At 60.3% G+C, this 26645-nt stretch carries 31 protein-coding genes and 3 tRNA genes; 6 read left to right on the top strand and 28 right to left on the bottom strand.

The features are described from left to right. Positions 1-316: 316 nt before the first annotated feature. The 21 genes from OGM81_13385 to OGM81_13485 form a co-directional block, all read right to left on the bottom strand. A tRNA-Leu gene (locus OGM81_13385) sits at positions 317-400 on the bottom strand. A gap of 147 nt (positions 401-547) precedes the next feature. Further along, the gene (gene recN, locus OGM81_13390; GenBank protein ID UYJ43298.1) at positions 548-2215 is read right to left on the bottom strand and encodes a DNA repair protein RecN; all 1668 of its coding nucleotides are present in this window, start codon (positions 2213-2215) and stop codon (positions 548-550) included. A 35-nt stretch (positions 2216-2250) separates the two neighbouring features. Then, positions 2251-2712 (bottom strand): arginine repressor, encoded by a 462-nt coding sequence (locus OGM81_13395; protein UYJ43299.1) that lies wholly within the window; start codon positions 2710-2712, stop codon positions 2251-2253. 6 nt (positions 2713-2718) lie between these two features. Next, the gene (locus tag OGM81_13400; protein UYJ43300.1) at positions 2719-3555 is read right to left on the bottom strand and encodes an NAD(+)/NADH kinase; all 837 of its coding nucleotides are present in this window, start codon (positions 3553-3555) and stop codon (positions 2719-2721) included. Between the two features lie 19 nt (positions 3556-3574). After that, positions 3575-4396, bottom strand: coding sequence for a TlyA family RNA methyltransferase (locus OGM81_13405; GenBank protein ID UYJ43301.1), 822 nt, complete (start codon positions 4394-4396; stop codon positions 3575-3577). Positions 4397-4409: 13 nt separating this feature from the next. Then, positions 4410-6272: a 1-deoxy-D-xylulose-5-phosphate synthase gene (dxs, locus tag OGM81_13410; GenBank protein ID UYJ43302.1), complete on the bottom strand. Its 1863-nt coding sequence runs from the start codon at positions 6270-6272 to the stop codon at positions 4410-4412. Positions 6273-6302: 30 nt separating this feature from the next. Then, positions 6303-6770, bottom strand: a complete 468-nt coding sequence (locus OGM81_13415) for a divergent PAP2 family protein (protein ID UYJ43303.1) — start codon at positions 6768-6770, stop codon at positions 6303-6305. A 68-nt stretch (positions 6771-6838) separates the two neighbouring features. Further along, positions 6839-7726: a polyprenyl synthetase family protein gene (locus OGM81_13420; protein UYJ43304.1), complete on the bottom strand. Its 888-nt coding sequence runs from the start codon at positions 7724-7726 to the stop codon at positions 6839-6841. Beyond that, positions 7723-7938: an exodeoxyribonuclease VII small subunit gene (gene xseB / locus OGM81_13425; protein ID UYJ43305.1), complete on the bottom strand. Its 216-nt coding sequence runs from the start codon at positions 7936-7938 to the stop codon at positions 7723-7725. The genes OGM81_13420 and xseB overlap by 4 nt, the downstream gene beginning before the upstream one ends. Further along, positions 7935-9155, bottom strand: a complete 1221-nt coding sequence (xseA, locus tag OGM81_13430) for an exodeoxyribonuclease VII large subunit (GenBank protein UYJ43306.1) — start codon at positions 9153-9155, stop codon at positions 7935-7937. The genes xseB and xseA overlap by 4 nt, the downstream gene beginning before the upstream one ends. After that, complete coding sequence (locus OGM81_13435) at positions 9134-10081, bottom strand: glycoprotease (protein ID UYJ43307.1); 948 nt, start codon at positions 10079-10081, stop codon at positions 9134-9136. The genes xseA and OGM81_13435 overlap by 22 nt, the downstream gene beginning before the upstream one ends. Continuing rightward, positions 10075-10506, bottom strand: coding sequence for a transcription antitermination factor NusB (nusB, locus tag OGM81_13440; protein UYJ43308.1), 432 nt, complete (start codon positions 10504-10506; stop codon positions 10075-10077). Before nusB ends, OGM81_13435 begins: the two co-directional genes overlap by 7 nt. Positions 10507-10553: 47 nt before the next feature. Continuing rightward, the gene (locus OGM81_13445) at positions 10554-10913 is read right to left on the bottom strand and encodes an Asp23/Gls24 family envelope stress response protein (GenBank protein ID UYJ43309.1); all 360 of its coding nucleotides are present in this window, start codon (positions 10911-10913) and stop codon (positions 10554-10556) included. A gap of 131 nt (positions 10914-11044) precedes the next feature. Then, a complete protein-coding gene (locus OGM81_13450; protein ID UYJ43310.1) occupies positions 11045-11698 on the bottom strand; it encodes a SpoIIIAH-like family protein in 654 nt (217 codons plus the stop codon). An 18-nt stretch (positions 11699-11716) separates the two neighbouring features. Beyond that, positions 11717-12265, bottom strand: coding sequence for a stage III sporulation protein AG (locus OGM81_13455; GenBank protein UYJ43311.1), 549 nt, complete (start codon positions 12263-12265; stop codon positions 11717-11719). Further along, a complete protein-coding gene (locus OGM81_13460; GenBank protein UYJ43312.1) occupies positions 12262-12705 on the bottom strand; it encodes a hypothetical protein in 444 nt (147 codons plus the stop codon). The genes OGM81_13455 and OGM81_13460 overlap by 4 nt, the downstream gene beginning before the upstream one ends. Positions 12706-12707: 2 nt before the next feature. After that, positions 12708-13748: a stage III sporulation protein AE gene (locus OGM81_13465; protein ID UYJ43313.1), complete on the bottom strand. Its 1041-nt coding sequence runs from the start codon at positions 13746-13748 to the stop codon at positions 12708-12710. Further along, positions 13724-14104 (bottom strand): hypothetical protein, encoded by a 381-nt coding sequence (locus OGM81_13470; protein UYJ43314.1) that lies wholly within the window; start codon positions 14102-14104, stop codon positions 13724-13726. Before OGM81_13470 ends, OGM81_13465 begins: the two co-directional genes overlap by 25 nt. Before the next feature lie 6 nt (positions 14105-14110). Beyond that, the gene (spoIIIAC, locus tag OGM81_13475) at positions 14111-14305 is read right to left on the bottom strand and encodes a stage III sporulation protein AC (protein ID UYJ43315.1); all 195 of its coding nucleotides are present in this window, start codon (positions 14303-14305) and stop codon (positions 14111-14113) included. Positions 14306-14310: 5 nt separating this feature from the next. Further along, positions 14311-14781 (bottom strand): hypothetical protein, encoded by a 471-nt coding sequence (locus tag OGM81_13480; GenBank protein ID UYJ43316.1) that lies wholly within the window; start codon positions 14779-14781, stop codon positions 14311-14313. Beyond that, entirely contained in the window at positions 14778-15665 is an 888-nt protein-coding gene (locus OGM81_13485; protein ID UYJ43317.1) for an ATPase, T2SS/T4P/T4SS family, read from the bottom strand. Before OGM81_13485 ends, OGM81_13480 begins: the two co-directional genes overlap by 4 nt. 161 nt (positions 15666-15826) lie before the next feature. Between OGM81_13485 and OGM81_13490 the strand changes: the two genes are divergently transcribed. The 4 genes from OGM81_13490 to OGM81_13505 are packed head-to-tail and all read left to right on the top strand — an operon-like array spanning position 15827 to position 18424. After that, entirely contained in the window at positions 15827-16198 is a 372-nt protein-coding gene (locus OGM81_13490; GenBank protein UYJ43318.1) for a GntR family transcriptional regulator, read from the top strand. 3 nt (positions 16199-16201) lie between these two features. Further along, positions 16202-17104, top strand: a complete 903-nt coding sequence (locus OGM81_13495) for an ABC transporter ATP-binding protein (GenBank protein ID UYJ45012.1) — start codon at positions 16202-16204, stop codon at positions 17102-17104. Positions 17105-17107: 3 nt separating this feature from the next. Further along, the gene (locus OGM81_13500; GenBank protein ID UYJ43319.1) at positions 17108-17758 is read left to right on the top strand and encodes a hypothetical protein; all 651 of its coding nucleotides are present in this window, start codon (positions 17108-17110) and stop codon (positions 17756-17758) included. Between the two features lie 15 nt (positions 17759-17773). Further along, positions 17774-18424, top strand: a complete 651-nt coding sequence (locus OGM81_13505; protein UYJ43320.1) for a hypothetical protein — start codon at positions 17774-17776, stop codon at positions 18422-18424. A gap of 121 nt (positions 18425-18545) precedes the next feature. On the opposite strand, the gene ligA is transcribed toward OGM81_13505, so the two are convergent. After that, a complete protein-coding gene (gene ligA, locus OGM81_13510; protein ID UYJ43321.1) occupies positions 18546-20540 on the bottom strand; it encodes an NAD-dependent DNA ligase LigA in 1995 nt (664 codons plus the stop codon). 60 nt (positions 20541-20600) lie between these two features. Further along, a complete protein-coding gene (locus tag OGM81_13515; GenBank protein ID UYJ43322.1) occupies positions 20601-21236 on the bottom strand; it encodes a hypothetical protein in 636 nt (211 codons plus the stop codon). A 133-nt stretch (positions 21237-21369) separates the two neighbouring features. On the opposite strand from OGM81_13515, the gene OGM81_13520 reads away from it, so the two are divergent. Both OGM81_13520 and OGM81_13525 read left to right on the top strand, forming a co-directional pair. Further along, positions 21370-21445: transfer RNA gene (locus OGM81_13520), tRNA-Ala, on the top strand. A 281-nt stretch (positions 21446-21726) separates the two neighbouring features. Then, positions 21727-21802: transfer RNA gene (locus tag OGM81_13525), tRNA-Ala, on the top strand. Positions 21803-21912: 110 nt separating this feature from the next. Here OGM81_13525 and OGM81_13530 read toward each other — a convergent pair. The 5 genes from OGM81_13530 to prfA are packed head-to-tail and all read right to left on the bottom strand — an operon-like array spanning position 21913 to position 26612. Beyond that, on the bottom strand, positions 21913-23304 hold the full coding sequence (locus OGM81_13530; protein ID UYJ43323.1) for an aminopeptidase: 1392 nt from the start codon (positions 23302-23304) through the stop codon (positions 21913-21915). A 15-nt stretch (positions 23305-23319) separates the two neighbouring features. After that, positions 23320-23916, bottom strand: a complete 597-nt coding sequence (locus tag OGM81_13535; protein UYJ43324.1) for a lytic transglycosylase domain-containing protein — start codon at positions 23914-23916, stop codon at positions 23320-23322. A gap of 10 nt (positions 23917-23926) precedes the next feature. Then, a complete protein-coding gene (gene coaE / locus OGM81_13540) occupies positions 23927-24514 on the bottom strand; it encodes a dephospho-CoA kinase (GenBank protein ID UYJ43325.1) in 588 nt (195 codons plus the stop codon). Further along, complete coding sequence (locus OGM81_13545; GenBank protein ID UYJ43326.1) at positions 24511-25530, bottom strand: L-threonylcarbamoyladenylate synthase; 1020 nt, start codon at positions 25528-25530, stop codon at positions 24511-24513. Before OGM81_13545 ends, coaE begins: the two co-directional genes overlap by 4 nt. Next, positions 25530-26612, bottom strand: a complete 1083-nt coding sequence (gene prfA, locus OGM81_13550) for a peptide chain release factor 1 (protein ID UYJ43327.1) — start codon at positions 26610-26612, stop codon at positions 25530-25532. The genes OGM81_13545 and prfA overlap by 1 nt, the downstream gene beginning before the upstream one ends. Positions 26613-26645: the final 33 nt, after the last annotated feature.

Here is a 26645-nt window from a genome sequence, read left to right on the forward strand (position 1 = left end):
CATTTTCCCACACGCTGTATCCCCTCTATTTTGATACAGCACATGCGTACATTACATTATATACGGTTTTGAGCAAAAGAACAAGCGTTTTTGCCGCATTTTTGCCCGCAAAACGCAAATAGTGTACCAAAAAGCGGGATATTTTTGCATTTTTAAAAAGTCAGAAGCCGTTTTTACTGAATTGACGAGAGATTTTCTACGGATTTTTGACGAGAGATTGCAGGGACAGACTTGCTGCAGGGCGGCTTTTTGATATGCCGGATGCCAAAAGGAAAGAGCCTATATTCAACTGCAAAACGTTGAATATAGGCTCTCATGCCGCCGACCGGGATCGAACCGGTACGGTATCGCTACCGAGGGATTTTAAGTCCCTTGCGTCTGCCAGTTCCGCCACGGCGGCACAATGTACAGCTAACTTTAGCATACATACGCGCAATTGTCAAGCTGTACGGTGGGCGAGGTGTCCCCTGCTTATCGAAAATTGTCACCTTGGAACGTTAAATTTTATTGCATGTTCCCTGCCCGCGGATTTTTATTTAGGCCCTGCTTATTTTGATTTTTCAATCAGCTCCCGGGCGTTGGCCAGGCTCAACTCGGTGACTTTATCGCCGGAGATCATGCGGGCCAGCACTTCCACGCGGCCGTTCATATCAAGGGTATGGATCTCAGTAAAGGTGCGGTCATCGCGTACGTTTTTCTGGATGAGCAGCTGGTTATCGGCAAAAGCGGCCACCTGCGGCGTATGGGTGATGCAAAGCACCTGATGGCCTGCCGCTGTCTGGTGCAGCAGCTGGCCGATGCGCCCCGCCGCCAGGCCAGAAACACCGGTGTCGATCTCATCGTAGATGACGGTGGGCAGGGCGTCGCGGTCGGCCAGGGCACTCTTGAACGCCAGCATAATACGGGAAAGTTCACCGCCCGAGGCGATTTTGGCCAGGGGCTTGGGGGCCTCGCCAGGGTTGGTGGAGATGAGGAATTCCACCGTATCCTGCCCGTGGGAGGACAGCGGCCCCCGTGCATGCTTGAGGGCAAAGCGGATGCCCGGCATGTTCAGAAATTCCAGCGCCGCCCGCATCTCTTTATTCATTGCCGTAAAGCCCTTTAAGCGGCTCTGGGTCAGGGCTTCCGCGGCCTTTTTGGCGTCGGCATATAAGGCCTGCACCTGAGTCTTCAGTTCGGCAATCTTTTGGCCGGAGGACTGGAAGTTTTCCAACTCCGCCGCGGCGGCTTCCCGCCAGGCCAGCAGTTCTTCCACTTCCATGCCAAACTTTTGCTTAATGCGGTAGATCGTGTCGAGGCGGCTCTCGATCATGTCCAGTTCGCCGGGGTCAAAGCCGTAGGCGTCCAGGCGGTCGGCCAGCTCGGTGGCCAGGTCGCGAGCGCTATAGTACAAGTCGTTGAGGCGTTCGGACAGCGGGGCCAGCGTTTCGTCCAACCGGGCGCTGTTCTGCAATCCCTCGACCGCGCCGCCCAACAAGTCGGCGGCACCGGGCTGTTCACCGTCCTCGTCCCCTGCCAGCGCCAGGTGGGCGGCGGTGATGCCGTCCAAAATGCCTTGGGCGTGGGTGATGACGGTCTTGCGCTCCTGCAGGTTTTTCTCCTCACCGGGCTGTAATGCGGCGGCATCGATGGCGTCGATTTCAGCGGTCAGTGCTTCGATCTTGCGCTGCTTGTCGGCCTCGCTGGCATTGAGGGCGTCCAGCTGGCGCTTGACGGTGATCAGCTCACGGTAGCGGCGGTAGTAATCTGCAAACAAATCACGGTTCTGGGCATACTGGTCCAGCAGACCCAGGTGCAGGGCAGGATTCGTCAGGCTTTGGCTGTCGTGCTGGCCGTGGATGGACAGCAGCCCTGCGGAAATATCCCGCACGACGGCGGCGGTAGCGGGCATGCCGTTGACGCGGCAGCTGCCCTTGCCCTCAGCGTTGATCTCGCGGTAGAGCAAAAGGTCTTCGTTGGCCTCATAGCCGCACTTTTCCAGCTGCTTTTTCACCGACTGGGGGATATTTTCAAAGGTTGCCCAGATGCAGGCTTTCTGTGCGCCGCTGCGCACCAGTTCCCGCGAGGTGCGGTTGCCCAGGATGGCGTTGATGGAATCGATCAGGATCGATTTGCCTGCGCCGGTCTCGCCGGTAAGCACGTTAAAGCCGGGGGTAAAATTCACCTCGGCTTTTTCGATCACGGCTACATTTTCAATTTTCAGGTTTGCCAGCATGGGCCAGCCCTCCCCCGTCCGTTGTTATGCTTTGCTTAGCCGCGGCGGACATACTGCTGCAAAGACTTGCAGATCTCGGCCGCGCCATCCTCGGTACGCATGAGGATAAAGAACGTATCGTCGCCGGAAAGCGTGCCGACAACCCCATTCCACTGTTTTGCGTCAAACACTTCGCAGGCGGCGTTGGCCATGCCGGAGAAGCACTTGACCAGCACCAGATGCCCGGCGTAGTCGACCTTGAGGACTGACTCGCGGAAGATCATCTCGAACCGGCTGGGCGAATGGGTCACCTTACCGGAGGCTGCGGCGGGCATGTAACGGTAATGGCCGTCGGCATCGGCCACCTTGACCAACTGCAGGTCACGGATGTCGCGGGAAACGGTGGCCTGGGTCACATCGAACCCCTCCTCCCGCAGGTGGGCCAGCAGGTCCTCCTGACGGTCGATGGGATGTTTTTCGATCAGATCGAGAATTGCCTGATGACGCGCGCTTTTCAAGTGAGATCAACTCCTCATCAATTTATTTTCAATGGCGTGGAACTGCTCGGAATCATAAAATGTGATCAGCTGCAATTTTTGGGGCGCAGCTGTTACGGTAAGTACATCGCCGGGCTGCAGATCGCACTGGGCGGTGCTGTCAGCGCAGGCATAGCAGGTATCGCGGTTTTCGGCATCAGCCACCAGCTCCAGCCTGCGGCCTGCGGCAAACACCAGCGGGGCCACCTGGGCGTTGTGGGCGCAGACAGGCGTCAACACCACCACATCAGCGGCGGCATCCAGCACCGGGCCACCCGCTGAGAAGGAGTAGGCCGTGGAGCCGGTGGGCGTTGCCAGGATCAATCCATCGCTGCGGTAGCTGCTGACAAAGCAGCCGTCGCAGTAGACTTTATAGTCCATTGGGTGCATGCGGGTGCGGCCGAAAAGCACCACATCGTTGATGGCTTCGGCCTGCCAGCCGTTGGCAGACCTTGCCAGCAGCAGGCCGCGCGGGTCGAGAGTATAGCGGCCCTCGGCCAGCAGACGCAGCTTTTCGGGCATCTCCTCCACCTCGCAGGTGGCCAAAAAGCCCGTGCGGCCCAGGTTGACGCCCAGCACCGGCTTGCCATAATGCACACAGTCCAGCCCGGCTTTCAGCAGCGTACCGTCACCGCCGATGGTGATGACGAAATCGGCTTCGCGGTAGGCTTCTTCCTCAGGCAGAAAGCGGATGGGCACCTTGGATTCAAAGACCGGCTGGGCCATGACCACGGCCACACCCAACTCATGCAGCAGCGCGGCCGCCTGGCCGGTGACTGCATAGCCGCTGTCCTTGGTAGGGTTTGTTACCAGTAAAACCGTCATTGCGGGTACACCCTCTTACTCAGTGCAGATTCGGGGCCTTATCCAGCGTTTCGTGGGCTTGGGCCACGGTTTGCTCGATCAGGCTCTCAGGCAGCGGCTGCGGATTTTCGCAGTGCTGCACGTACATCAAAAACTCGATGTTGCCCTCGGGTCCCTTGATGGGCGAAAAATCCAGGCCCGCCGGGGTAAAATGGTTGGCCATGGCATAGCCCTGGGCCATCTCCAGCACCTCACGGTGGGTGGCAGGCTCACGCACGACGCCTTTTTTTCCTACTTTCTCGCGCCCGGCCTCAAACTGGGGCTTGACCAGGCAGACGCCTACGGCGTCCGGCGTGGTAATGGCATCAGCCACCGGGAAGATATGTTTGAGCGAAATAAACGATACATCAACGCTGAAGAACGCCACCGGCTCTGACAAGTCCTCGGGCTTTACATTGCGGATGTTGGTGCGTTCCATGTTGACGACGCGCTCATCGGTGCGCAGGCTCCAGGCCAGCTGGCCGTAGCCCACGTCCACCGCGTAAACTTTTACCGCGCCATTTTGCAGCATGCAGTCGGTAAAGCCACCGGTGGAGGCACCTATGTCCATGCAGACTTTGCCATCCGGCCGCATGGGAAAGACCTGCATCGCCTTTTCCAGTTTAAGACCACCGCGGCTGACATAGCCGATGTCGTGCCCGCGCACTTCGACTTTAGCGTCGGGGCTGATCATCTCACCGGCCTTATCCACCTTCTGCTCGTCCACAAATACAATGCCGGACATGATGAGGGCTTTGGCGCGCTCTCGGCTTTGGACAAGGCCGTTCTGGCAAAGGTACTGGTCAAGACGGATCTTACTCATGCTTGGGTTCTCCTTACTTTATACAGGCAAGGACGTCCGCAGCCAAGGCGGCGGCATCCAGGTTTTGGTCTTTGCGCAGCTCTGCCACACTGGCGTGGAGCAGATGGGAATTATCGACAGCGTGCAGCAGGTATTTTCCCTGCCAGCCGGCCTGCTGCAGGGCAAAGCCCAGCTGCTGGCCGATGCCGCCGGTGCGGATGGCATCCTCGGCAAACAAAATCGTATCGTAATCGGCCAAGGCTTCGCACAGACCTTCCGGCAGCGGGAAGATGCGGGTCAGCTTGTAGGCGTCAGCGGCCACTTTCTTTTGCAGCAGCAAATCGGTGGCAGCGATGATTTCTTCACTTTCGGCGCCATAGCTGACGAGGGCGACTTTTGCGCCCGGCCGGGTGTCGATCTTATCAAACAGGTTGCCCGTGCAGCCAAGAGCCACCAGGGCTTCTTTCTCATTGCCGCGGGCGTAGCGGATGGCGCGGGGACCGGTCATATCCTTGACAAGGTGCGGCAGCCAGTATTTCAGCTCCGCATAGTTGGCGGGGGCGAATACGGGGATGCCGATCTGGCTGAAGAAAGCCGGGTCATAGATACCCTGGTGGGTCTCGCCGTCGCCAGGGACAAGGCCCGCACGGTCAACGCCAAACAGCACGTTCAGGTGCATCAGGCTGACATCGTGGATAATCTGGTCGTAGGCACGCTGGAAAAAGGTGGAGTAGATGGCCACCGTGGGCAGCAGCCCTTGGCTGGCCAAGCCCGCTGCAAAGCTGACGGCGTGCTCCTCGGCCATGCCGACATCATAGAACCGCTCTTTGTGGCGGTGCTTGAAGAAGTTGAGGCCGGTGCCGTACTTCATGGCCGCCGTGATGGCGCAGAGTTCCGGCACATCGTCGCCGATCTCGGCCAATGTGGAGCCGAACACCGTCGAGAAGGAATCCTTGGGCGACAGCTCCGGGTCGGTCAGGTGGCTTAAATCGATGGAAGAAACAGCGTGGAACTCGCCGGGGTTTTCCTCGGCGGGCTTTAAGCCCTTACCTTTTTGGGTGACCACGTGCAGGAAGATGGGTGCGAACTGCTCCTGCAGGTTCGTGAACATCTGTTCCATCAGCAGCACATCGTGGCCGTCCACAGGGCCGATATACTGGAAGCCCATCTCCTCGAACATCGTGGAGTGGTAGATGCCCCGGCGCACCAGCTGTTTGCCGCCCTGCAGCACCTTGACCATGGCATTGCCCGCCACAGGAATACGCTCCAGCGCGGTTTCCATCTGGGCCTTAACGTGGAAATATTTTGGGTCGGTGCGCAGTTTGGTCAGATAATTGGCCATCTGGCCGACGTTTTTCGAGATCGACATCTTGTTGTCGTTCAGGATGCAGATCAGGTTGTTCAGCTGGCTGACGTTGTTCATGCCCTCGTAGACCATGCCGCCCGTAAAGGCGCCGTCGCCCACGATGACGACCACTTTGCCCGGCTCGCCTTTGAGCTTTTTGGCACGGGCAATGCCGATGGCGGTGGACAGCGCCGCGCTGCCATGACCTGCAATGAAGGTATCACAGGGGCTTTCCTTCGGGTTGGGGAAACCGGACAGGCCGTTTTTCTGGCGCAGCTCGGCAAAGCCAGCCATGCGGCCGGTGAGCAGTTTATGAGTATAGCACTGGTGGCCAACGTCAAACAAAATTTTATCCTGCGGCAGGTCCAGGGCGCGGTGCAGAGCCACCGTAAGCTCTACCACACCCAGGTTGGAGGACAAGTGCCCCCCTGTTGCGGAAACGCTCTCAATCAAAAATTGACGAATTTCCTCGCACAGGGCAGGCAGTTCACTCTCCTGCAGCCGCTTCACATCGCCGGGCGCCTGAATGCGCCCTAAAAGCGGATAGGTCATTGATAAGCACCTCGCTGTAAATTTACGCGCTCATACCATGGGCATTGCAAACCCAAGTGCGATGCCGAGTACAGCACCCGTCAGCACTTCGATCGGGGTATGGCCGACCATTTCCTTTAATTTTTTACCACCCAGGAACGGCAGGGCGTTCACGCCCTGGTCCATCCACTCGTTAAACATCCGGTTCAGCAGTTTGGCCTGCTCGCCCGTTTCGTAGCGCACACCCATGGCATCGTACATAACGATGATGGACACGACCGCCGCAAGGGCGAACTCTGTCGAAGTGACGCCGCAGTAGCGCCCGGTAGCCACTACCATGGCGCATACGGTGGCCGAGTGGGAGCTGGGCATGCCGCCCGCACCCCACATACGCTCCGGGATAAAACGATGGAAGATGAAAAGGTTCAGGATCACCTTGATGAATTGCGCCAGAAAAGAACCGCACAGCGCTGTTACCAGCACGTAGTTCCACTCCAGCGCGGCGTGCAGCAGTGGCATGGTATCCTCACTTCCTATTGGCAAAACCGCAGGGCCGTTTTGGCGGCGCGTGCGGGATTCGTCTGTTTTTACTTTTTGCGCTGCAGCAGTTCCCCTGCCAGCAGGCGCAGGAAATCCTCCTGCGCACCAAACCCATCCAGGGCCGCCATGGCGGTATCGTTATGCTGCTTTGCCAGCGCACGTGCCCCGTCCAGGCCGTAGAGGGTGATAAAGGTCGTTTTGTCGTTATCGGCATCGCTGCCGACGGGCTTGCCCAGTTCTTCGGTGGTAGAGGTCACATCGAGGATGTCGTCCACGATCTGGAACACAAGGCCCACTTCGGCCGCATACTGCACAAGAGCCTTGCGCAGGGCGGGCGCGGCATTGGCAGCCGTACAGCCCAGTTCCACTGCTACGATGATGAGTGCACCGGTCTTGTTGCGGTGCAGTTCTAACAGCTGGTCCTCAGTGGCACGAATGGTCTCGTAGTGTTTGTCAAGTTCCTGCCCGTAGAGCATACCACGGGCACCGCCCCCTTTGGCCAGAATGGCGGCAGCTTCTACCCGGCTCTCGGCGGGCAGGTCGGCGTGGGCGATGACCTCAAATGCGGCGGTGACCAAAGCATCCGCCGCCAGCAGGGCCGTGGATTCGCCAAACTGCTTGTGGCAGCTAGGGCGGCCGCGGCGGAAATCATCGTTGTCCATGCAGGGCATGTCGTCGTGGATGAGCGAATAGCAGTGCAGCATTTCCAGCGCACAGGCGTAGTCCAACGCCTTTTCCGGCGCGGTGCCGCTCAGTTCACAGGCGGCCAGCGCCAGCACGGCGCGGATGCGTTTGCCGCCGCCCAGCAGGCTGTAGCGGGCGGCTTTTGCAATTTCCTCGTGTGGGGGGAGAAATTCATCGCACAGTTCGCCCAGGCGCTGCTCGGTCAGGGCAGCCCAGGCGGTAAACTTAGCCTTATAGTCCTCGTAATTCATTGCACGTCCTCCGCCTTTGCCAGCAGGCTGGCATCGATCTCATTGATCTGCAGCTTGGCCGCGTCCAGCGTCTGCTTGCAATAGCTGATAAGTCCCGCCGCCTCGGCATACAGTTTGACGGACTGCGCCAGCGGCGTGGATTCATCCTGCAGTGCCGTCAGCAATTCCTGCAGACGGGCCAGGCCTTCTTCAAAGGATTTTGGCTGTTTCATAGGGTCATACCTCCCTGCGCATTTTTGTGCACGCTCTGCACCACGCAATCGGCCCGGACGGCCGCACCGCGCAGGGTGATGGCGTCGCCCGGCTGCAGTGCGGCGACCTCTCTGACCGCGCCGTCCTTCTCGACCATGGCATAGCCGCGGGCCAGCACACCGTAGGGGTTCAGCGATTCGGCCATCGCGGCGGCGTGGCGCAGGCTCGTCTCGGCGTCCGTAAAGCGGCGGACGGCGGCGCCCTGCACAGCCTCGCTCAAGCGGGCAAGGTCAGTTTCCCTGCGCTGCATGGCCTGTTTCTGGCGCTGCATGGTCTGGGATGCTGCCAGGGCGTTTACCTTATTATAGCATACTTCGCAGCGATTCTGTATATTTTTTTGAATATTTTGCTGTAAAATGAATATTTTCTGCCGCCATTCTTCCCGGTCCGGCACACAGAGTTCGGCGGCCGCCGAGGGGGTCGGTGCGCGCAGGTCGGCCACATAGTCCAAAATGGTGGTGTCGATCTCGTGCCCGACAGCGGAAACTACGGGTTTGCGGCAGGCCGCGGCAGCGCGGGCGATGCGCTCGCTGTTGAAGACCCAGAGATCCTCCTTACTGCCGCCGCCTCGGGTGACCAAAATCAAGTCCGGGCGCTTATCCGCATCCAGTGCGCGGATGCCCGCCACGATGCTGCGCTCGGCTTCGATGCCCTGCACGTTGACAGGGGCCAGCAGCAGCTTGACCATCGGCCAGCGGCGGCCGATGACGTTCTGCACATCCTGCCAGGCTGCGCCGGTCTTGCTGGTGACCACACCGATGCACTGGGGCACCGGCGGCAGCGGACGTTTGCGCTCGGGGGCGAAAAGGCCCTCGGCGTCCAGCTTTTTGTACAGAGCGTCAAAGGCCATCTGGGCCGCACCGGCGCCAAAGGGCTTCATATAATCCACGTACAGCTGGAACGCACCGTCCCGCTCGTAAATGGTGGCGTGGCCGTAGGCCAGCACCAGCATGCCGTTCTGCGGCTGGAAGTTAAGCAGCTGGGCAGAATTACGGAACATCACGCTTTTTACGCTGGCGGTCTCGTCCTTTAAGGTAAAGTACATATGACCGCTTTTGTAGTGGCGCACAAAACCAGAGATCTCGCCGCAGACGATTAAATCGTTCAGCGGCTCGCACTGGGCAAGCACCTGCCTGGCCAGGCGGTTCAGGCTGGTTACATTGATGTAGTCTGCCATGCTCCCTGCTCCCTTGCGGCCAAGATCGACACGCCGATGGCGTTATCGCTGGCGAATTTACCGGGCACGAACCGTGCGCCGGGCACTCGGGCCGATACGTAGGTGCGGATGAGGTCGCTGCTCATCACGCCGCCGGCAAACACCACAGGCAGGCCGGGATGGCCTTCCAGCGCGGCGCGGGCCATACGGGTCAGCGTTTCGGCCACGCAGATCAGACAGTATTTGCAGACGTAGGCGGGATCCTTGCCTTCGGCCAGCAATTTGGTATACTGGTTTTCCAGCCCGGAAAGGCTGCAGTTGACACCCTTTACGCTGACTTTGGGGTGCACTTTCTCAGTGCACTGGGCCGCCTGCTCACTGACATAGACGCCCGCCGGGAATGGATAGCCCAGCTTAACGCCCAAGCGGTCCACCGCCTGCCCGGCGTAGAGATCCTGGCTGGTACCCAGCGGCGTGATGCGCTCGGCCCCTTGGCAGAGCAAAAGGTCCGTGGTGCCGCCGGAGACGTGGAAAACAAGGTTTTCCTGCTCGAACAGCTCACGTTCCCCTGTGGCAAACAAGGCAGCGGCGATATGTCCCTGCTGGTGGGTGGTGTGTATCAGCGGGATGCCCTTGCCCAGCGCAAAGGCCGCAGCGGCGTTGACGCCCGCCAAAAAGCAGGGCATGTAGGAACCCTCCACCGGGCGGGGCTTGGCGGAAACGCCCACCGCACCGATTTGGGTCAGATCTGCTTTGGTGCCAAGTTCAGCCAGCAGGTCCGGCAGGGCGGCGGTGTGGTGGAACAGTGCGTCACTTTGGCGCAGGCCCAACTGGCCCGCCTTGACCGGCAAAAACTTTTTGCAATCGCAAACAACCTCTCCGGCGTTTGTGTCAAACACAGCCAGAGAGGTTGCATAATTGCTGGTATCGATGCCCAGCGTCAGCATTGCGGCTGGGCGGCTTCGGCAACAGGCTGCTCGCCGCGCTCCCGTGCAACGGCCCCCAACAGGCCGTTGACGAACTGGTAGTCGTTGTCAGCTCCGTACTTTTTGACAAGCTCAACAGCTTCGTTGATGGCGACACCGGTCTTCTGCTCCTCGCCATACAGCATCTCAGCCAAGCCGAGGCGCAGGGCCACCAGGCTGACGCGGGGCACGCGGGCCAGCGTCCAGCCCTTGAGATGGGCAGTGATGATCTCGTCGAGTTCGGCGGCGTGGTCGTTCATTGCGGCCAGCAGCTGGGTGGCGAAGGCATCCGGTGCGGCCGATTCGGTTTCGGCGGGCACCAGCGGGGTCTCCGGCTCAAAGGTGGCGGCAAATGCCGTCAGAAACGCCGTCTCGCGGGATTCGCGGCGGGTCTGCTTTTTTTCCATACTTGGTTCCTGTCTTTCCTTTTCTCTACGAATTCTCTACTAAACGCTCAGGCCTGGGCGGCAGGCTCGGCCAGGCCGACGACCAGCACATCCACGCGGGCCACCGTGATGCCGGTCATGTTCTGGATGGTCTGCTTGACATTTTCCTGCACTTTCTCGCAAAGGGGCATGATCTTGCTGCCGTATACAGCGGTCAGGTGTACGGTAACGGTGGCAATGCCATCCTCCAGCACCACGTTGACCGGCTTCTGCAAGCCGGTACGGCCCAGCAGGCCGCGGACATTCTGGCTGCCGCCGGTCGTCACTTCGGCCACGCCGTCAATTTCCAGGGCCGCCAGCCTGGCGATCTTAGCAAGAACTTCGGTAGATATTTGCAAGCTGCCGCCGATGGTCTTCTGTACATCCATGTTGTGTACCCTCCCGTTGCATGCGGTTTGCAAAACTGCTGTTGCAGCTTACAATTGCCGCCATTTTAGATAGTATAGTTTAGTTTACCACAAAACCATGCCATTTGCAACCGATACACAAGTTTTCACGGTTATTTTACTTCTACGATCGTGATGTCCTGGGCCGCCAGCCCTTCGCACTGGCTGAGCAGGGCATCCCGGATGCGGGTGACCTCGGCGGCAGTGAGGGCGTCGTTTTCTGTCATGACGGTAACGTTGGCTTTTTTGCCCTCTAAATCCACCACGCAATCGGCAAAGCCTTTGGATTTTATTAAAGTTTCCAGCTTGGTTTCAAGAGTGATGCTGCTTACTTGCGCGGCCAGGTCCTCTGTCAGCTTTTTCTTCTCAGCATCGCTGAGTTTGGCGTCTTTCAGGGATTTTTTCAGAGTGTCCAGTGCTTCATCCCGGGCTTTTGTGCGGGCCAGGCGGGCAGACTCGAAAAACTCTGCGCCCGAATCTTTGCTTACGCTGACCATCTGGGCCTCCCCGTAGTTTTTGCCGGTGGGGGCCTGGGTATCGGTGGTGTCCACAGCCGCGGCGGTTTCTACGGCGGTGTCATCGGTCAGCGGGTCAATGACGGCGGAGACCTCCTGCGCGGTACCGTCGGCAATCGCACCCACCGTTAGATCCTGGGGTGCGGCTCGGGCAAAGGACCAGTTCAGGTAGACAGCCGCCCCCAGCGCCAGGGCCAGAACAGCCGCCGTAGCCTGCCGGGTACGGTTCTTTTTTACGGGATTCGGTTTCATAGCAGTCCCTCCCTTGGGTCAGTTGTGGGGTATTGCGTCGGCCAGCGCCGCCACAGTAACATGGTTGGCCCCCACCCCGGTCAACGCCTGTACCAGGGCGGTGATGCGCGTCTGGACGGCGGGGTCTTCGCCGCCCTGGCAGAGCACGGCCACGCCCTGCACCTGGGGCGTCTGGATAGTTTCAACAAGGCCGGTGCCGCCCGTGATGACATGCTTGCTGGCAGCGGTGCCGTCAGCGGAAGTCTCGGTGTCGGCGGCGTAGATGCTCTCCTCGCCGCATTGCAGGGTGACCATCACACGGGTCTCGCCCGCCCCGGCAAGATTGGAGATAAGCGTTTGCAGGCGGGCTTCGAGGTGGGATTCGTAGTCCGAGGTGATCGTGTTTTGCGGCATTGGGGCGGTGGTTTCGGGCTTGGATTTAGCGGGCAGCCAGCTGGAAACCCCCAGCAGGACAAGGCCCAGCAGTCCCACCGCCACCAACAGGCCGGTACGCTTTTGCTCGTCAGCCAGCAGGGCGGCGGTACGTTTGGTAAGGGTTTGCCACAGGGCGGAAAGGTCCACTTTCATGGTGCCGTCCCCCCTGCCGTGATTTCATAGGGGATCGTGCCGCAGTTGGCCGCAAGCAGGGCTTCGGCCTTTTGGCCGTCCGCTGCATGCACCAGCGTGACCTGCCAGCCGGTATCCGTGCGGGCAATGGCCGCTTCGATGCCGCTGGCGGCAAGGACATCCCGCAACGCCTGGGCGGCGGCTTCGTCGGTCAGAGTGCGGCGGTAAGCGCCGACCTCGCTGTCGGATACGGACGAACTGTCGGATGCCGGGGCCAGCTCGGCAGCAATGCCCGCCCAATCCGCCACACGGATGATCTGCACCGCCGCCGTTATAATATACAAAGCCAGCACCGCATTTATGACAGGTTTGAAGCCGTTTTCCGGCCAGAAGATCCGCACCAGCCCTGCCACGGTGGAAAGCACACAGCAGCCAAAGGCAGCCGAACGCACAGCAGCCATTTTTACACCCCATTTCCTGCAAGCAGTAAAAGCGCCGTGGATAAAAACACGAGGAAAAAGTAAAGCACCAGCACCGAGCCGCACAGCCCCGCGCCCTCGGCATACAAACGGCACAGCCGTCCGCACTGCTTTTGCCCGCCTGCCAGTGCGGCGATGCCTGCACCGGAAAAGGCCAGGCTGTACAAAAGGCAGTGTAATAGTATCGGCGTAAAGGATGCCCCCAGCGCCAGCAGTGCCGCTAAGGCCAGCGAGCCTTTGAGCAGCTGCACGGCGGCGGCCGCGCCGGTCAGGGCCGCAGCGGCGGCATCCCCCACCACCGGCACTGCGCCCTGCAAGACACTTTTGCCGGTGCGCAGGGCGGCGGAATCCGCCGTGCCAGCCAGCACGCTTTGCAGGCCCAGCACAAAGCTGAACACCGCGCCGCAGACCTTTAACAGCCAATGCAGGCACTTGGAGAAAAGGGCGGCGGTTTCCTCCACCGCGCGGCTGCCCCAGACGCAGGCACAGGCCGCAAAGCAGAAGTAAATTTCCAGCACCGGCAAAAGCAGTTTGCCGATGACCGCTGCCAAAAACTGTGCCATGGCGAAGAACATACCACTGTAGACCAGTGCCCCGGCGGTCTGCCCGCCTGCCGCCGCAATGCCGCTGTAGACCGGCACGAAGGCGATAAGGTAGTTCTGGCAATCTTGCGCCGTGTCCCCCGCGGCGCGCACCAGGTCGATGCCCGCCGCCAAGCTCATGGCGGCGAAGCCCAGCACGGCGACGGCGTCAATGCAGCGCCTCCAGTTGTTGGCCCCGGCCAGCAGGCCCAGCACGCCCGCCACCAGCAAGTACCCTGCCGCCCGCAAGCCAAAGGCCAGTGGCTCGCCGATGTTGGCGGCAAGGTAATCTTTCGCCATCTGCCATAATTCGGCAAAGCCCCAGCCTGCGGCCTGCTGTAGGGTGGGCACACCGTCCAAAAGCCGGGCAGCATTTTGCTGTAAGCTTTCCGCCCCGGCAGGCAGGGGCAGCGCGGCGGCTATTGCAAGTAGCCCGCAAAGCAATCCAGCAGTTCTTGCAAAAGCGGCAGGGCCTGCAAAAGTGCCAGGATGCGCCCTCCCAGTTCGGCAGCGGTGGCCGCGGCAGCCATACCGGCCTCGCGGCAGGTATCGGCGGCAAACTGCGCCGCCAGCGCGATGCCCAAAACGCGCACCAGGCACCCCAGCCCGGCCCCCTGGAAATAGCCGCCCCAGGTATCCAGCCAATCCAGCACCGGCTGGGCCTGATGCAGTACTGCCGCCAGCACCCCTGCCGCCGCACAGACGGAGACGAGGAACGCGAAGGCGGGCTGGTCCTTTTTGAGGGTCAGGCAGAGCACGGCGGCGGTAAAGGTCAGCGCGGCAAGTTGAAAGATCAGCATAGCGCATCACAGTTCAAACAGTGCTTTGATGAGCACAAACAGGTCACTGATCTGCCGCACCAGCATGCTCAACACCACGATCAGCCCTGCCAGCGTGGTCATCATGGCCTGATCCTCCCGTCCGGAGCGGATGAGCAGCTGGTTGAGCACGGCCACGATGATACCGGTGGCGGCGATCTTGAAAACGAGATCAATATCCATCTTCTTCACCACAAAAGGATGGCCAGCAGCAGCCCCGCACAGCCGCCCAGGCGCGGCCACAGCGCCATGGCACGGGCCATGCAGTCAGCCTGGCGGTCGGCTTCCCGGCGGCAGAGATCTGCCATGCGGCGCAGTTCGGCACAGGCAGCAGCGCGGTCGCTGTGCCCCAGGGCGGCCAAGCTGGCGTGCAGCTCCCCTGCCAGCGCTTTGGGCAAGTTTGGCAGGGGTAAGGCCGACAGCGTACAATCGCTATCCGCCGGGAGGGCCAGCGCCGCAAAGGCAGGGTTTTCGGCAGCGGCGTGCAGCAGCATGGGGCCGGTCAGGGCACGGCAGGCCAGCAGTTCTTCTAAGTAAGTCCACAGGCGGGACAGCAGGCGGATACGCTTTTCCACCGCCTGCCGCCGCACAGCACCGCAGACACCCAGCCCGGCCCCAGCGCAGGCCAGCAGCAGCGTGCCCAGAAGCCGCGCCGTCATAGCTCCACCCACTGGGCCCCTGTGCCGGGACGGCTGCGGCCTGTAAGGAACACCGCCGCGCCAAAGGCCCCCGTAGCCAGCAGCCGCGCCAATTGGGGCTTGCGGGTCAGGCTTTCGGGAGCATCACAGTGGACGGAGGCGAGGAAGGTCGCCCCCGAGGCGATACCTTCTTCCAGCGCGGCGGCATCGGCGGCGGTGCCCAGCTCGTCGCAGACGATGTACTGCGGGTTCATGCAGCGCAGTGCCATGCAGACGGCCTGCGCCTTGGGAAAGCGGGTGTAGACATCGCAGGGCACATCCGCCCCGGCGGTAAAGCCATCGCTCTCCCCGGCCAATAGCTCACCCCGCTCGTCGATGACGCTGACAAGGGCATCTTTTTCGCAGAGATAGCGGATGAGCGTGCGCAGGAACGTTGTTTTTCCGCTGCCCGGTGGGCCGGCCACCAGTAAGCCGCCGGTGTTTTTCTGCAAAAATGCGGGCACTTCAGGCGGCAGGCCGCAGGTGATGGGCCGGGCAATACGCAGGTTGAGGGAGGTTACTGCAGAGAAGCCGCCCGGCCCCCAGCTACCCGCCACGCCCACCCGACAGCCGCCACGGATAGTGAAAAAGCCCTGGCGGAGTTCTTCTTCATAGGCAAAGACCGAATCCCTGCAAAGGTGCTGGAAACAGTCCTGCACCTCTTTGGCTGTGAGCCTGCGCAGCCTGTCCGCCCGGGGCAGGTACTTGGCCGCCGGGCTTACCCGGCCATTGACCGTAAACAGCATAGACTGCCCGGCCCGCAGGCGGATCTCCTGCACATAGGGCGCACAGCGTATGGGCAGGGCGGCCAGCTCGGCCGCGTAGGGCTGGGGCAGACATTGTGCCAGGCGATAATACTCGTCCATTTTTCGCTTCACCTCACACTGCCACTGTATGTGCAGCGGGGCGGGTACAGAACCCACCGCCAAAAATTACAGCCAAATGCTTGACAAAACGCCGCCCAGGTGCTATGGTTAGTTACACAAGTAATGAACCACTTAACCATGTATGGAAAGGCGGTGAGCACTTGCCCCCGACATTGAATGAACAGACTTCGATTTATCTGCAGATTGCCAAAATGCTGGAGGATGGCATTTTGCGCGGCATCTACCCCGAGGATACGCAGGTTCCCAGCACCAACGAGCTGGCGCGTACTTTGTGCATCAACCCGGCCACGGCGGCCAAAGGCCTGAACCTGCTGACCGAGGACGGCATCCTGTACAAGCGCCGCGGCATTGGCATGTTTGTAGCCCCCCGCGCGGCCGAAAAGATACGCGCCAAGCGCAAGCAGACATTTTTTGAGCAGTATGTCCGCCCCCTGGCGGCCGAAGCTAAGAACATTGGCATCACCCCTGCGGAACTGCAGGCCATGCTGGCCCAGGCCAGCGAAAAGGAGTAAATGATGGAAGCAAAAGTTTTAACAGCCCAAAGCCTTTGCAAGCGCTACGGCACGCTGGACGCTTTGGACCATGTAGACCTGACGCTGGAGCCTGGGCACATCTACGGGCTGATCGGCCGCAACGGCGCGGGCAAGACGACACTGCTCTCAGCCCTGACGGCGCAGATGCCGGTGGATGCGGGCACCGTGACCTACGGCGGCGCGCCTGTGTGGGAGAATGAGGCTGTTCTGGGCGAGCTGTGCTTCAGCCGGGAATTAGGCAGCACCGTCGGCGGGATGAACAACGCCTTGAAAGTGAAGGATTATCTGAACGCCGGGCGGCTGTTTTATCCCCATTGGGACGAAGCCTATGCCCAAAAGCTGATAACACAGTTTAAGCTGGCCCCCAAAAAGAGGATCAGCGCCCTGTCCAAGGGCATGGCCAGCATGCTGACCATCGTGCTGGCGCTGGCCAGCCGCGCCCCCATCACCTTTATGGATGAGCCGGTAGCCGGGCTGGACGTGGTAGCGCGGGAGGATTTTTACCGCCTGTTGCTGGACGATTACGCCGAGACCGGGCGCACGTTCGTTATCTCCACCCACATTTTGGAGGAAGCCTCGAACGTGTTTGAGAAGGTGCTCATCATGAAAGAGGGGCGCTTGATCGAGGCCTGCGATGCCGACGAACTGCTGGCGCAGTTCTGCGCCGTGACCGGGCGGGACGATGTGGTGAACGAAGCCTGCGCCGGGCTGAACATCCTGCATACCGAAACATTGGGGCGGCAGAAGTCCTGCGTGGTGCGGGTGCCTGCCGAGACCATGGCCGCCAAGGGGCTGGATGTAGATTGCACGAGCCTGCCCCTGCAAAAGGTGTTTGTGGCGCTGTGCGGCCACGAGCAAGAACTCCAGGAACATCGGGAGGGCTAAGCGATGAAAGGCACTGTTAAAACGCTGCGCTTTTTTGCCTGGCCGCTTGCCCAGATGCTGGGCATTGCTACCCTGTTTTACTTTGGCACCCTGGTGTTAGGTGGGCTGACGAAGATGGTCATCTTCTCCGATTATGCAATTTCTTTCTGCTTTTTGTATGGCATTTTTCTGTACATTTCGTTTTGGCAGTTTTCCGCTGCCTACAGTCAGCTGGCGCTGAGTTTTGGCGCCACGCGGCAAAGCATCCGCCGGGCCATTTTGGTGCTTTGGGTGGTGGGCAGTCTGTTTGCCGAGGCTTTTACCGTGCTGGCGGCCCAGCTTTCGCTGTGGATGCCGATGAATGAACCAGCCGGACGCAATGTATTTTTGCTGCAATGCGGGCTGCACCCAGTGGGCGGCTTTTGCCTGATGCTGTTTTTGGCGGCGACCGGCTCTGCGGCCGGTACAGCCTTGCCCGCCGCCTGGCCGCGGACGCTGTGCCTGACCGCAAAGATCCTTTTGTATATTGTGGCGTTTGCCCAGATCTTTGTGTTTATGCTGCTGGCGTACTTTTGTCCGCAGTGGTTTGTGCCCTACTGCGCGGCGCTGGTCGTGGCTGGCTGCCTGTTGATGGCCGCCGCCCTGCGGGCACTGCGCCACATAGCGGTGCGCTGATGTGAGGTGTTTGTGATGAAACGAATGATTTCCGCTTGCCTGCGCTTTGAAGCGCCGGACCTTTGGCTGGCGGTGCCCGCCGCGCTGTTCCCGGTACTGGTGGTCGAAGTGACCGCACTGATGATAGCCGCCACCGAGGATGACCCCGAAGCGCTGGTATTGCTGCCCGGCGTGGGTATGATTTTGACCGTGGTTCTTTGCTGTGTGCTGGGGGTCGTGTACCTGTGCAGCAACTTTCCCCTGCTGCTGCAGTTCAGCGCCAGCAGGCGTGGATCGTTGGCGGGGCTGTGCCTGCATATTCTGCGGATGACCGTACTGGCCGAAGTGATCGCCGCTGCAGCTACTATGGCTCTGGGCGCTGTGAACCATGGGTTCTTCCCACGATTTGCCGTTGGCGAGTTATGGCGGGGCATCCCGGTTTTTGTGTGGCTTGTCTGCGCCGTGCTGCCGGTGCTGGTGGGGCTCGTGTGGGCAGGCGTACTCACCCGGTTTGGCCGCACCGGCGGCTGGGTGCTATACTTTTTGTTTATTGGCGGGTGTTTCAGCACAGACAAATGGCTGCACCCGCTGGCAGAGCAGCCGTGGATGGTGGTGTTTCCCGTGGGCGTGCTGGCGGCACTGGCCGTGTGCGGGGCAAAGTGGTTGATGAAAGCGGCGGTGAAATAGTTACCCTGCTTGTGTAGGGGCTGATGCTTGCACCAGCCTGCGGGTCGCTGCAAGCATCGCCCCCCTACAAATAAAGAAGGCTCCCTCGCCGTGAGGGGGCCTTTTGTGTTTGTGCTGTTTTTTATTCTTCTCCCCCATTTTCGATGAGGGCGTACAGTCCTGCTTCATCGATGACGGGGATACCGAGGGTCTGGGCTTTCGTCAGTTTAGAGCCGGCGGCCTCACCGGCGACCACGTAGCTGGTCTTTTTGCTGACCGAGCCTGCAGCCTTGCCGCCGTTTTGGGTGATGAGGGCTTCGGCCTCCTGGCGGGAGAGCGTGGGCAGCGTGCCGGTTACCACCAGCGTTTTACCGGCCAGGGCAGTGCCCTTCTTCTCGCCGGTCCACTGCATGTTGACCCCGGCGGCGGCCAGGCGAGCCAGCAAGTCCTTGGTACCGTCCTTGGCAAAGAACTCCACCACGCTCTGGGCCATGACTTCTCCGAAGCCGTCGATCTCGCACATCTGCTCCGGCGTGGCCTCCCGCAGGGCGTCCATGCTGCCGAAATGCTCACCCAGCAGGGCGGCGGCCTTATCGCCGATGTTGCGGATGCCAAGGCCAAACAGCAACTTATCCAGATTATTGCGCTTGGAACCCTCGATGGCGGTGAGGAGGTTCTGGGCGCTCTTTTTCTTGAATTTATCGAGGGTCAGCAGGTCATCCTCGGTCAGGGTATACAGATCCGCCACCGTGTGTACCAGCCCCTTGTCGGACAGCTGGATGGCCACTGCCTCGCCCAGACCATCGATGGCCATGGCGTTGCGGGAGGCAAAGTGGATGAGGTTGCGCAGGCTCTGGGCCGGGCACTCGGGGTTGACGCAGCGCAGGGCGGTCTCGTCCTGCAAATGCACCACCGGTGCGCCGCAGGACGGGCAGACCGTGGGCATCTGGAAGGGCTGTACGCCGGGCAGATGGGCCGATACAGCAATGACCTCGGGGATAATATCGCCTGCCTTGCGTACCTGGACGGTATCGCCGATGCCGACGCCCAGGTTGGCGATGATGTCGCCGTTGTGCAGGCTGGCGCGGGACACGCTGGTGCCCGCCAGGAAAATTGGGTCAAACACGGCGGTGGGTGTCAGCACACCGGTGCGGCCGACCGTGACCTCGATGTCGCGAACGACGCTCTCCTTGACCTCGGGCGGGTACTTAAATGCAATGGCCCAGCGCGGGAACTTGTTGGTGCTGCCTAAGGTGCGGCGGGCGGCCAGGTCGTTGACCTTGATGACCGCGCCGTCAATATCAAATTCCAGCGTGCCGCGGGCTTCGCCGATGGCCTGAATCTCTTTAATGGCGTCCTCGATGTTTTCAAACACGCTGTAGCGCGGCGAGACCGGAAAGCCCAGCGCCTTGATATAATCCAGCGTTTCGTGGTGGGTCACAAAGCTGCGTCCCTCGCACTGCTGGAGGTTGAACACAAAGATGGACAGCCCACGGGAGGCCGTGATGGAGGGGTCCTTTTGGCGCAGCGAGCCGGCAGCGGCGTTGCGCGGGTTTTTAAAGGGCGTTTTATCCTCCAGCTCCTGCTGCTCTTTCAGCTTGAAAAAGGCGCTGTGAGGCATGTAGACCTCGCCGCGCACCTCCAAAAATTCGGGGGCGTCGGGCAGTTCGTGGGGGATGTCTTTGATGGTGGCGATGTTCTCGGTGACGTCCTCGCCTACCACGCCGTCGCCGCGGGTGGAGCCGCGCACCAGCTGCCCCATGCGGTATTCCAGGCTGACCGACAGGCCGTCGATCTTGGCCTCGACGACATATTCCGGCTTAACGCCCGCTTCGCGGACGCGGGCATCGAACTCCCGCAGCTCATCAAAGGAGAACGCATCCTGTAAACTCTCCATCTTGACCGCGTGGGTCACTTTGCTGAATTTGCTGCTGGCCGTGCCGCCCACATGCTGGGTAGGCGAATTGGCCGTGACCAGTTCGGGGTACTCCTTCTCAATGGCTTTCAGTTCGCGCGTCATGGCGTCGTACTCGAAGTCTTCCAGTTCGGGGGCGTCCTGATCGTAGTACAGCCGGTTATTTTTCTCTATGATAACGCGCAGTTCTTCAGCGCGTTTGCGTGCCTGCTCCAGTTCCATTGTCTGCTCCATTTCATTTTGCTGAATATAGGGATAGTATACCACATTTCGGGCGCGGACTCAATCGAAATTACTGGCATAGGCGCTGGGCGTGTCGCCGCAGATGAGCACACTGGCCAGGGGCACGGTGTCAGTCACGGTCAGGGTCGCGGTGCGGCCGTCCAGCACCATATTGACGGTGACGGTCAGCTCCAGCACGGCGGTGCAGCGGGTGGTGTTGATGGAAAGGGACTCAGCGGTTTCCCGGACAGCCCCCTGCACATAGCCCTGGGGTTGCAGGGTGAACTCCCACCCTGGGCCCAGGCCGCTGAGCAGGCTGTTGTTGGTCAGGCTGCCAAAAGGGATCAGATAGTCGGTTTTCGGCAGGGCGGCCAGACTTTGCTGCACGGCCGCGGTCAGCTGCACTTCAGCGGCGTTGGCGCGGGCGGTGTCCAACTGGACAAGCTCCCCCCGCTGGATGTAGAGGGCTTCGCACAGCGTGGGCATTGTTTGCAGTTGGGCGCTGACGGCGGATTGCATCGCCTGCACGGTAGCGGCACGGGCTTCGTACTCGGCCAGCTGGTGCAGGGTCGGTTTGACAGTGGTATTGACATAGCGGCTGAACTGCCCTAGGGCCAGTGCCGCCAGCACCAGCGTGGCAGATACGTAAAATTTGATGAATGTACGGCGTTTTAGCGGCTGTTTTCTGCGTGGCATCGACCCCACCCCCGTACCCATACTACGCGCGGAAAAAACTTTTTGATTTTTTTGCAAAAATCTGTTGACAAACCCAACCGCCTTTGCTATAATAATCAGCATCGTCAGGAAATCATCCTGCGCCGAACAGTCTGGGGGATTAGCTCAGCTGGGAGAGCGCTTGCATGGCATGCAAGAGGTCACCGGTTCGATCCCGGTATTCTCCACCAGATCAAGACCGCAACGGAAGTTGCGGTCTTTTTTATTTGTATCGCCTGTTTGGTTCGATTGCACGGGCGGATATGGAATCCACCCCTACGGGTATGCAGCCGGGGTGCGCAGGCAGCGGGCCGATGGCGGGCATAGGCACCCTACAAAGCTATAGCAAGGAGCGCCTGCGCGAAAATCCCGCAAATATTTTCAGTTTTTTTCAGTTTTTGCAAAAACAGGCTTGACAGGGCAAAGCCTGTCTGCTATACTAAGTAAGCTGTAACGAAAGACACGCACTTCTGGGGGATTAGCTCAGCTGGGAGAGCGCTTGCATGGCATGCAAGAGGTCACCGGTTCGATCCCGGTATTCTCCACCACAAAAAGCTGCAACATTGGTTGCGGCTTTTTTCTTTTATCTTGCGTATAACATAAAGGGGACCGGCGCGTTTGCGTCGATCCCCTTTTACTGTTTATAAAGCTTTACAAATTACTCCGCATCCTCGCAGAAAGCCTTGAAGGTCAGGTAAGCCATGTAGACGTCGGCCTTGGAGACGACCTCAAACGGGGCGTGCATCGAGAGCACGGGCACGCCGATGTCGATGGTGTCGATGTCCTGGTTGGCCACGTACTTGGCAACGGTGCCGCCGCCGCCCAGGTCCAGCTTGCCCATCTCGCCGATCTGCCAAACGACGTTATTCTTCTCCAGCAGGCGGGTCAGGTAGCTGACCATCTCGGCACAGGCATCGCTGGTGCCGGACTTACCGCGGGCTCCGGTGTATTTGTAGATGGCCACGCCGTTGCCTGCATAGGTGGCGTTGTCCGGCTCAAAGGCATCGGCAAAGGTCGGGTCATAGGCAGCGGTAACGTCGGCAGACAGGCACTTGCCAGCCTTACAGGCGGTGATGTAGTCAGCACCCTGGCCGGCGCAGAGTTGCTGGATGAAGTGGAAGGTGTACATGCTGTTCAGGCCGGTGACGCCGTCGGAGCCGGTCTCCTCTTTATCGGTCAGCACGCAGATGGTGGTGTAGGCCGGAGCTGTGATGCCGATCTCGGCCATCAGGGCCGGGTAAGCATCCACGCGGTCATCGTGGCCGTAGGCACCGATCATAGCGCGGTCCAGGCCGATGTCGCGGGCCTTGTGGGCAGGCACGACCTCGATCTCGGCGCGGGTGAAGTCGCGCTCGGTGATGCCGTAAGCCTCGTTGAGCATGCCCAGGATGTTCAGCTTGATGCGCTGCTCGGCATCCTTATCAGCGATGGGCTGAGAGGCAATCAGCACGTTCAGCTCCTCGGCGGTAATGCCTTCCGCCAGGGTCTTGGTGTTCTGCTTGGCACCCAGGTGCGGCAGCAGGTCGGTGATGCAGAAAACAGGGTCGCTGTCCTTCTCGCCGATGCAGATCTCGGCGCAGGTGCCGTCAGCGCGGTAAACAACGCCGTGCAGGGCCAGGGGGATGGTGGGCCACTGGTACTTACGGATGCCGCCATAGTAATGGGTGCGCAGATAGCCGATACCGGTCTTTTCAAACACGGGCACGGGGCGCAGGTCCAGGCGCGGAGAGTCGATGTGGGCGATGTTCAGGTGGAAGCCCGCTTCCAGGCTCTTGGTGCCGATGGTGGCGGCCAGGATGCACTTTTCGCGGTTGATGGTGTAGACCTTGGTGCCGGGGGCCAGCTTCTCGCCGGGGACGAACTTTTTGTAGCCGGCGTCCAGCAGCAGCTTCTCGCTGGTGCGGACAGCCTCGCGCTCAGTCTTGGCGTTATCCAGGAAGGTCTTGTAGCCTTCGCAGAAATCCTGGGCGGCCTGCAGGGCGTCCGGGGCAGCGTCGGCTACCGTTTCATTTTTGTAAAGCAGTGCTTTGAGTTCCTCAGTGGTCTTCATGGGAAACTTCCTTTCTTATTTTTCGTTATAGATGTCCTGATAGCGTTGGTAGCTATTGGTTATCTTACGTACATATAGCCGCATCTGCGGGTAGGGGTAATGGTCCAGCGTTTCGCCGTCGGAGGAATATTCTGCCTGGGACAGCAGGTTATCCACGGTCCCCCATCCGCTGTGGTAGGCCGCAGCGGCGGTGGCCAGGTCATCATGGTAGCGCAGCAGGCAGTAGCTGACGAAGTAAGTACCGAAACGGATGTTGGTTTCGGGGTCGTAGAGATCGTCAAAGGTCAGATCCTCGCTGGGGGCGATCTTCAGCTTGATCCAGTCGAAGGTCTCCTCGGTGATCTGCATCAGGCCGCGGGCGCCCACGTTGGATTGAGCGTTTGGATTAAAGTTGCTCTCGGTACGGATGAAGGAGTATAAGATCAGCGGGTCGATATTGTACTTGCCTGCGTAGTATTCCACATACTCGTTGTAGCGGCAGGGATACTCCATCGTATCGACCTGGCGGCGGAAAACGGTAAACAAAAGGGTCGCGGCCAGCGCCAGGACCACCAGCACCGCAAGCAGGGTGCGCAGCAGGCCGGGGCGGCGGGACTTTGCTTTTTTAGCCATGCTCCTCCTTTCACAGCTGCTGTAAAACGGCGTGCATTTTTTCTGCCAGCTGTTCGGCGGTGCCATCGTTGACGACCTCATGGGTAGCAGCGGCGCGCAGCGTTTCGATGGGCGTCTGCGCGTCCAAGCGGCGGCGGGCCATTTCGGGCGCGATGCCGTCACGGGCACAAATGCGGGCCACGCTGGTATCGTAGGGGGCGCTGATAAGTACCAGTGCGTCACAGCGGGCCTCGAACGGCGTGCCGACGATGACTGCACCGTCCACAAAGGCCAGTTCTGCCCCGCCCTGCTCGGCTTCTTGCAGGCGCGTTTCAATGCGGTGCAAAATTTCCGGCTGGGTGATGGCTGTTAAGGCCCGGGTGCCCGCCGGGGTGGCAAAGGCGCGGTCTGCCAGCAGACGGCGGCGGACATTGCCATTTTCGTCAGCGATGTCGGCACCGAATTTTTCTTGCAATTGGGCAATGCAGGGCGAGCCGGGCAGCAGCATCTCGCGGGCGATAAGGTCCGCGTCAATACAAGGATACCCCTGCCCTGCTAAAAATTTTGTCGCACTGGATTTACCGCAGCCGGAGCGGCCGGTGATGCCTATGACTTTCATAGTTCGACCACCCGGAACGCCGCGGCGCGGATGAGGCGGTTGTAGACCGCCATGGAGACACCGTCCTGCTCAGGGCAGCGGGCGTAGACGATCTCGGCACCATGCTTGTCCAAGTCGCGCAGGGCGGTGAACAGGTGGTGCGCCTGGGTGACGCCATCGTGATTTTTGCCGTACTCGATAAAGGGCACGGGCAACTGGGCGCCCTCGCCATCAAAGCAGAGCGCCCACACGCCGGGGGCCGCGTGCTGCTCGACATAGGCCTTATACTTAGCGAAATCACCGCGTAAAATCGTGACCTGCGCCTTGGGGGCGTAGTGCTTGTACTTCATGCCGGGAGAGCGGGCCACTTCCCCATCCTTGAGCTTTTCCAGAATCGCGGGGCTGACGAGGACTTCTTCGCCCAGGACCTCTTCCATCTGCTCTTTCGTTACGTAGCCGGGGCGCAGCAGCATCGGGTGTTCGCCGGTAACAGCCACGACCGTGGACTCGACACCGACAGCGCTCTCGCCGCCGTCCAGGATCAGCGGCAGGCGGCCGTCCATATCCACCAGGGTATCCTGGGCGTTGGTGGGGCTGGGCTTGCCAGAGAGGTTGGCAGACGGCGCAGCAAACGCCACACCGCTGGCCTTGATGACAGCCTGTACCACCGGGTGGGACGGCATGCGCACGCCCACGGTATCCAGCCCTGCACAGGTCACGTCGCTGACCTCCCCGCCCCGGGGCATGACCATCGTCAGTGGGCCGGGCCAAAAGGCTTTGGCCAGCTTGTAGGCACGGTCGGGCACCTCGGACACGATGCCCTTGAGCATCTCCATGCCGTAGATGTGCACGATCAGGGGGTTATCCTGGGGGCGGCCCTTGGCCTCAAAAATCTTTTTGACTGCTTCGCCATTGCGGGCGTCGGCCGCGATGCCGTAGACCGTCTCGGTCGGCAGGGCGACCAGCTCGCCTTTTTGCAGCAGTTCTGCCGCCAGTGCAATGCTTTTGTCATTCACTGGCAAAACCTGTGTATTCATTATGCGTCACCTTTGTTTGCTTTGAGTTTTTCTTCACGGTCGGCCAAAATCAGCGGGTCCAGCACCCGGTCCAGGTCACCGTCCAGCACGCTTTGCAGGTTGCGCAGCGTTAAACCGATGCGGTGGTCGGTCACGCGATCCTGCGGGAAGTTGTAGGTGCGGATCTTTTCGCTGCGATCACCGCTTCCCACCTGGCTTTGCCGCTGGGCGTTATAGGCTTCATCGTAGGCGGCCTGCTTTTGCTGCAGCAGGCGGCTGCGCAGGACTTTTAAAGCGCGGTCTTTGTTTTCCCGCTGGCTGCGCTGATCCTGACATTCTACCACCATACCGGTAGGCAGGTGGGTCACGCGGATGGCCGAGGACGTTTTGTTGATGTGCTGACCGCCTGCGCCCGAAGAACGGAAGGTATCGATGCGCAGATCCTTGGGGTCCAATTCAAACTCCACTTCCTCGGCTTCGGGCATGACGGCCACCGTGACGGTAGAGGTGTGGATGCGGCCCTGGGTCTCGGTCTCCGGCACGCGCTGGACGCGGTGGACGCCGCTTTCAAACTTCAGGCGGCTGTAGACATCGGGGCCTTCTACAGAAAAGACGATTTCCTTTACGCCTCCCAGCTCGGTGGGGTTCTCGCTGATGGTCTCGCACTTCCAGCCGCGTTTGGCAGCGTACATGTTGTACATCCGCCACAGGCTGTGGGCAAAGAGCGCGGCTTCTTCGCCGCCCGCACCGGCACGAATTTCCAGAATGACGCTTTTTTCGTCATCGGCATCCTTGGGGATGAGCAGCAGGCGGAGATTCTCTTCGCTCAGTGCCAGATTCCGGGCGATTTCGCAAAGTTCCTGCTGTACCATAGCGGTAAACGCCGGGTCGGAGTCCTGCTGCAGGACCTCTTTGGCCTCCTGCTCATCTTTTTGCAGGGCCGTATAGCGGCGGTATTCTTCCATCAGGGGGGTCAGTTCCTTGTAGTCACGCATCATCTGGGCGTAGGCGTCTGCATCGGCAGCAGCCTCCGGCGTGGACATTTTATAGGCCAGTTCTTCGTACCGGCGCTCGATCTCGTGCAGTTCAGAAAAAGGCTGCATGGTTCCTCCTTTGGGGTATCGGGTTGTGGCGGG

It is taken from the genome of Oscillospiraceae bacterium, from assembly GCA_025758045.1.
Taxonomy (GTDB): domain Bacteria; phylum Bacillota; class Clostridia; order Oscillospirales; family Ruminococcaceae; genus Gemmiger.

Bases quoted from the DNA above. Each gene is read 5' to 3' on its own strand.
- recN (UYJ43298.1), bottom strand. From the start codon at position 2,215: ATGCTGGCAAACCTGAAAATTGAAAATGTAGCCGTGATCGAAAAAGCC.
- OGM81_13400 (UYJ43300.1), bottom strand. From the start codon at position 3,555: ATGACGGTTTTACTGGTAACAAACCCTACCAAGGACAGCGGCTATGCA.
- OGM81_13405 (UYJ43301.1), bottom strand. From the start codon at position 4,396: ATGAGTAAGATCCGTCTTGACCAGTACCTTTGCCAGAACGGCCTTGTC.
- dxs (UYJ43302.1), bottom strand. From the start codon at position 6,272: ATGACCTATCCGCTTTTAGGGCGCATTCAGGCGCCCGGCGATGTGAAG.
- OGM81_13415 (UYJ43303.1), bottom strand. From the start codon at position 6,770: ATGCCACTGCTGCACGCCGCGCTGGAGTGGAACTACGTGCTGGTAACA.
- OGM81_13420 (UYJ43304.1), bottom strand. From the start codon at position 7,726: ATGAATTACGAGGACTATAAGGCTAAGTTTACCGCCTGGGCTGCCCTG.
- xseB (UYJ43305.1), bottom strand. From the start codon at position 7,938: ATGAAACAGCCAAAATCCTTTGAAGAAGGCCTGGCCCGTCTGCAGGAA.
- xseA (UYJ43306.1), bottom strand. From the start codon at position 9,155: ATGGCAGACTACATCAATGTAACCAGCCTGAACCGCCTGGCCAGGCAG.
- OGM81_13435 (UYJ43307.1), bottom strand. From the start codon at position 10,081: ATGCTGACGCTGGGCATCGATACCAGCAATTATGCAACCTCTCTGGCT.
- nusB (UYJ43308.1), bottom strand. From the start codon at position 10,506: ATGGAAAAAAAGCAGACCCGCCGCGAATCCCGCGAGACGGCGTTTCTG.
- OGM81_13445 (UYJ43309.1), bottom strand. From the start codon at position 10,913: ATGGATGTACAGAAGACCATCGGCGGCAGCTTGCAAATATCTACCGAA.
- OGM81_13450 (UYJ43310.1), bottom strand. From the start codon at position 11,698: ATGAAACCGAATCCCGTAAAAAAGAACCGTACCCGGCAGGCTACGGCG.
- OGM81_13455 (UYJ43311.1), bottom strand. From the start codon at position 12,265: ATGAAAGTGGACCTTTCCGCCCTGTGGCAAACCCTTACCAAACGTACC.
- OGM81_13460 (UYJ43312.1), bottom strand. From the start codon at position 12,705: ATGGCTGCTGTGCGTTCGGCTGCCTTTGGCTGCTGTGTGCTTTCCACC.
- OGM81_13470 (UYJ43314.1), bottom strand. From the start codon at position 14,104: ATGCTGATCTTTCAACTTGCCGCGCTGACCTTTACCGCCGCCGTGCTC.
- spoIIIAC (UYJ43315.1), bottom strand. From the start codon at position 14,305: ATGGATATTGATCTCGTTTTCAAGATCGCCGCCACCGGTATCATCGTG.
- OGM81_13480 (UYJ43316.1), bottom strand. From the start codon at position 14,781: ATGACGGCGCGGCTTCTGGGCACGCTGCTGCTGGCCTGCGCTGGGGCC.
- OGM81_13485 (UYJ43317.1), bottom strand. From the start codon at position 15,665: ATGGACGAGTATTATCGCCTGGCACAATGTCTGCCCCAGCCCTACGCG.
- OGM81_13495 (UYJ45012.1), top strand. From the start codon at position 16,202: ATGGAAGCAAAAGTTTTAACAGCCCAAAGCCTTTGCAAGCGCTACGGC.
- OGM81_13500 (UYJ43319.1), top strand. From the start codon at position 17,108: ATGAAAGGCACTGTTAAAACGCTGCGCTTTTTTGCCTGGCCGCTTGCC.
- OGM81_13505 (UYJ43320.1), top strand. From the start codon at position 17,774: ATGAAACGAATGATTTCCGCTTGCCTGCGCTTTGAAGCGCCGGACCTT.
- ligA (UYJ43321.1), bottom strand. From the start codon at position 20,540: ATGGAACTGGAGCAGGCACGCAAACGCGCTGAAGAACTGCGCGTTATC.
- OGM81_13515 (UYJ43322.1), bottom strand. From the start codon at position 21,236: ATGCCACGCAGAAAACAGCCGCTAAAACGCCGTACATTCATCAAATTT.
- OGM81_13530 (UYJ43323.1), bottom strand. From the start codon at position 23,304: ATGAAGACCACTGAGGAACTCAAAGCACTGCTTTACAAAAATGAAACG.
- OGM81_13535 (UYJ43324.1), bottom strand. From the start codon at position 23,916: ATGGCTAAAAAAGCAAAGTCCCGCCGCCCCGGCCTGCTGCGCACCCTG.
- coaE (UYJ43325.1), bottom strand. From the start codon at position 24,514: ATGAAAGTCATAGGCATCACCGGCCGCTCCGGCTGCGGTAAATCCAGT.
- OGM81_13545 (UYJ43326.1), bottom strand. From the start codon at position 25,530: ATGAATACACAGGTTTTGCCAGTGAATGACAAAAGCATTGCACTGGCG.
- prfA (UYJ43327.1), bottom strand. From the start codon at position 26,612: ATGCAGCCTTTTTCTGAACTGCACGAGATCGAGCGCCGGTACGAAGAA.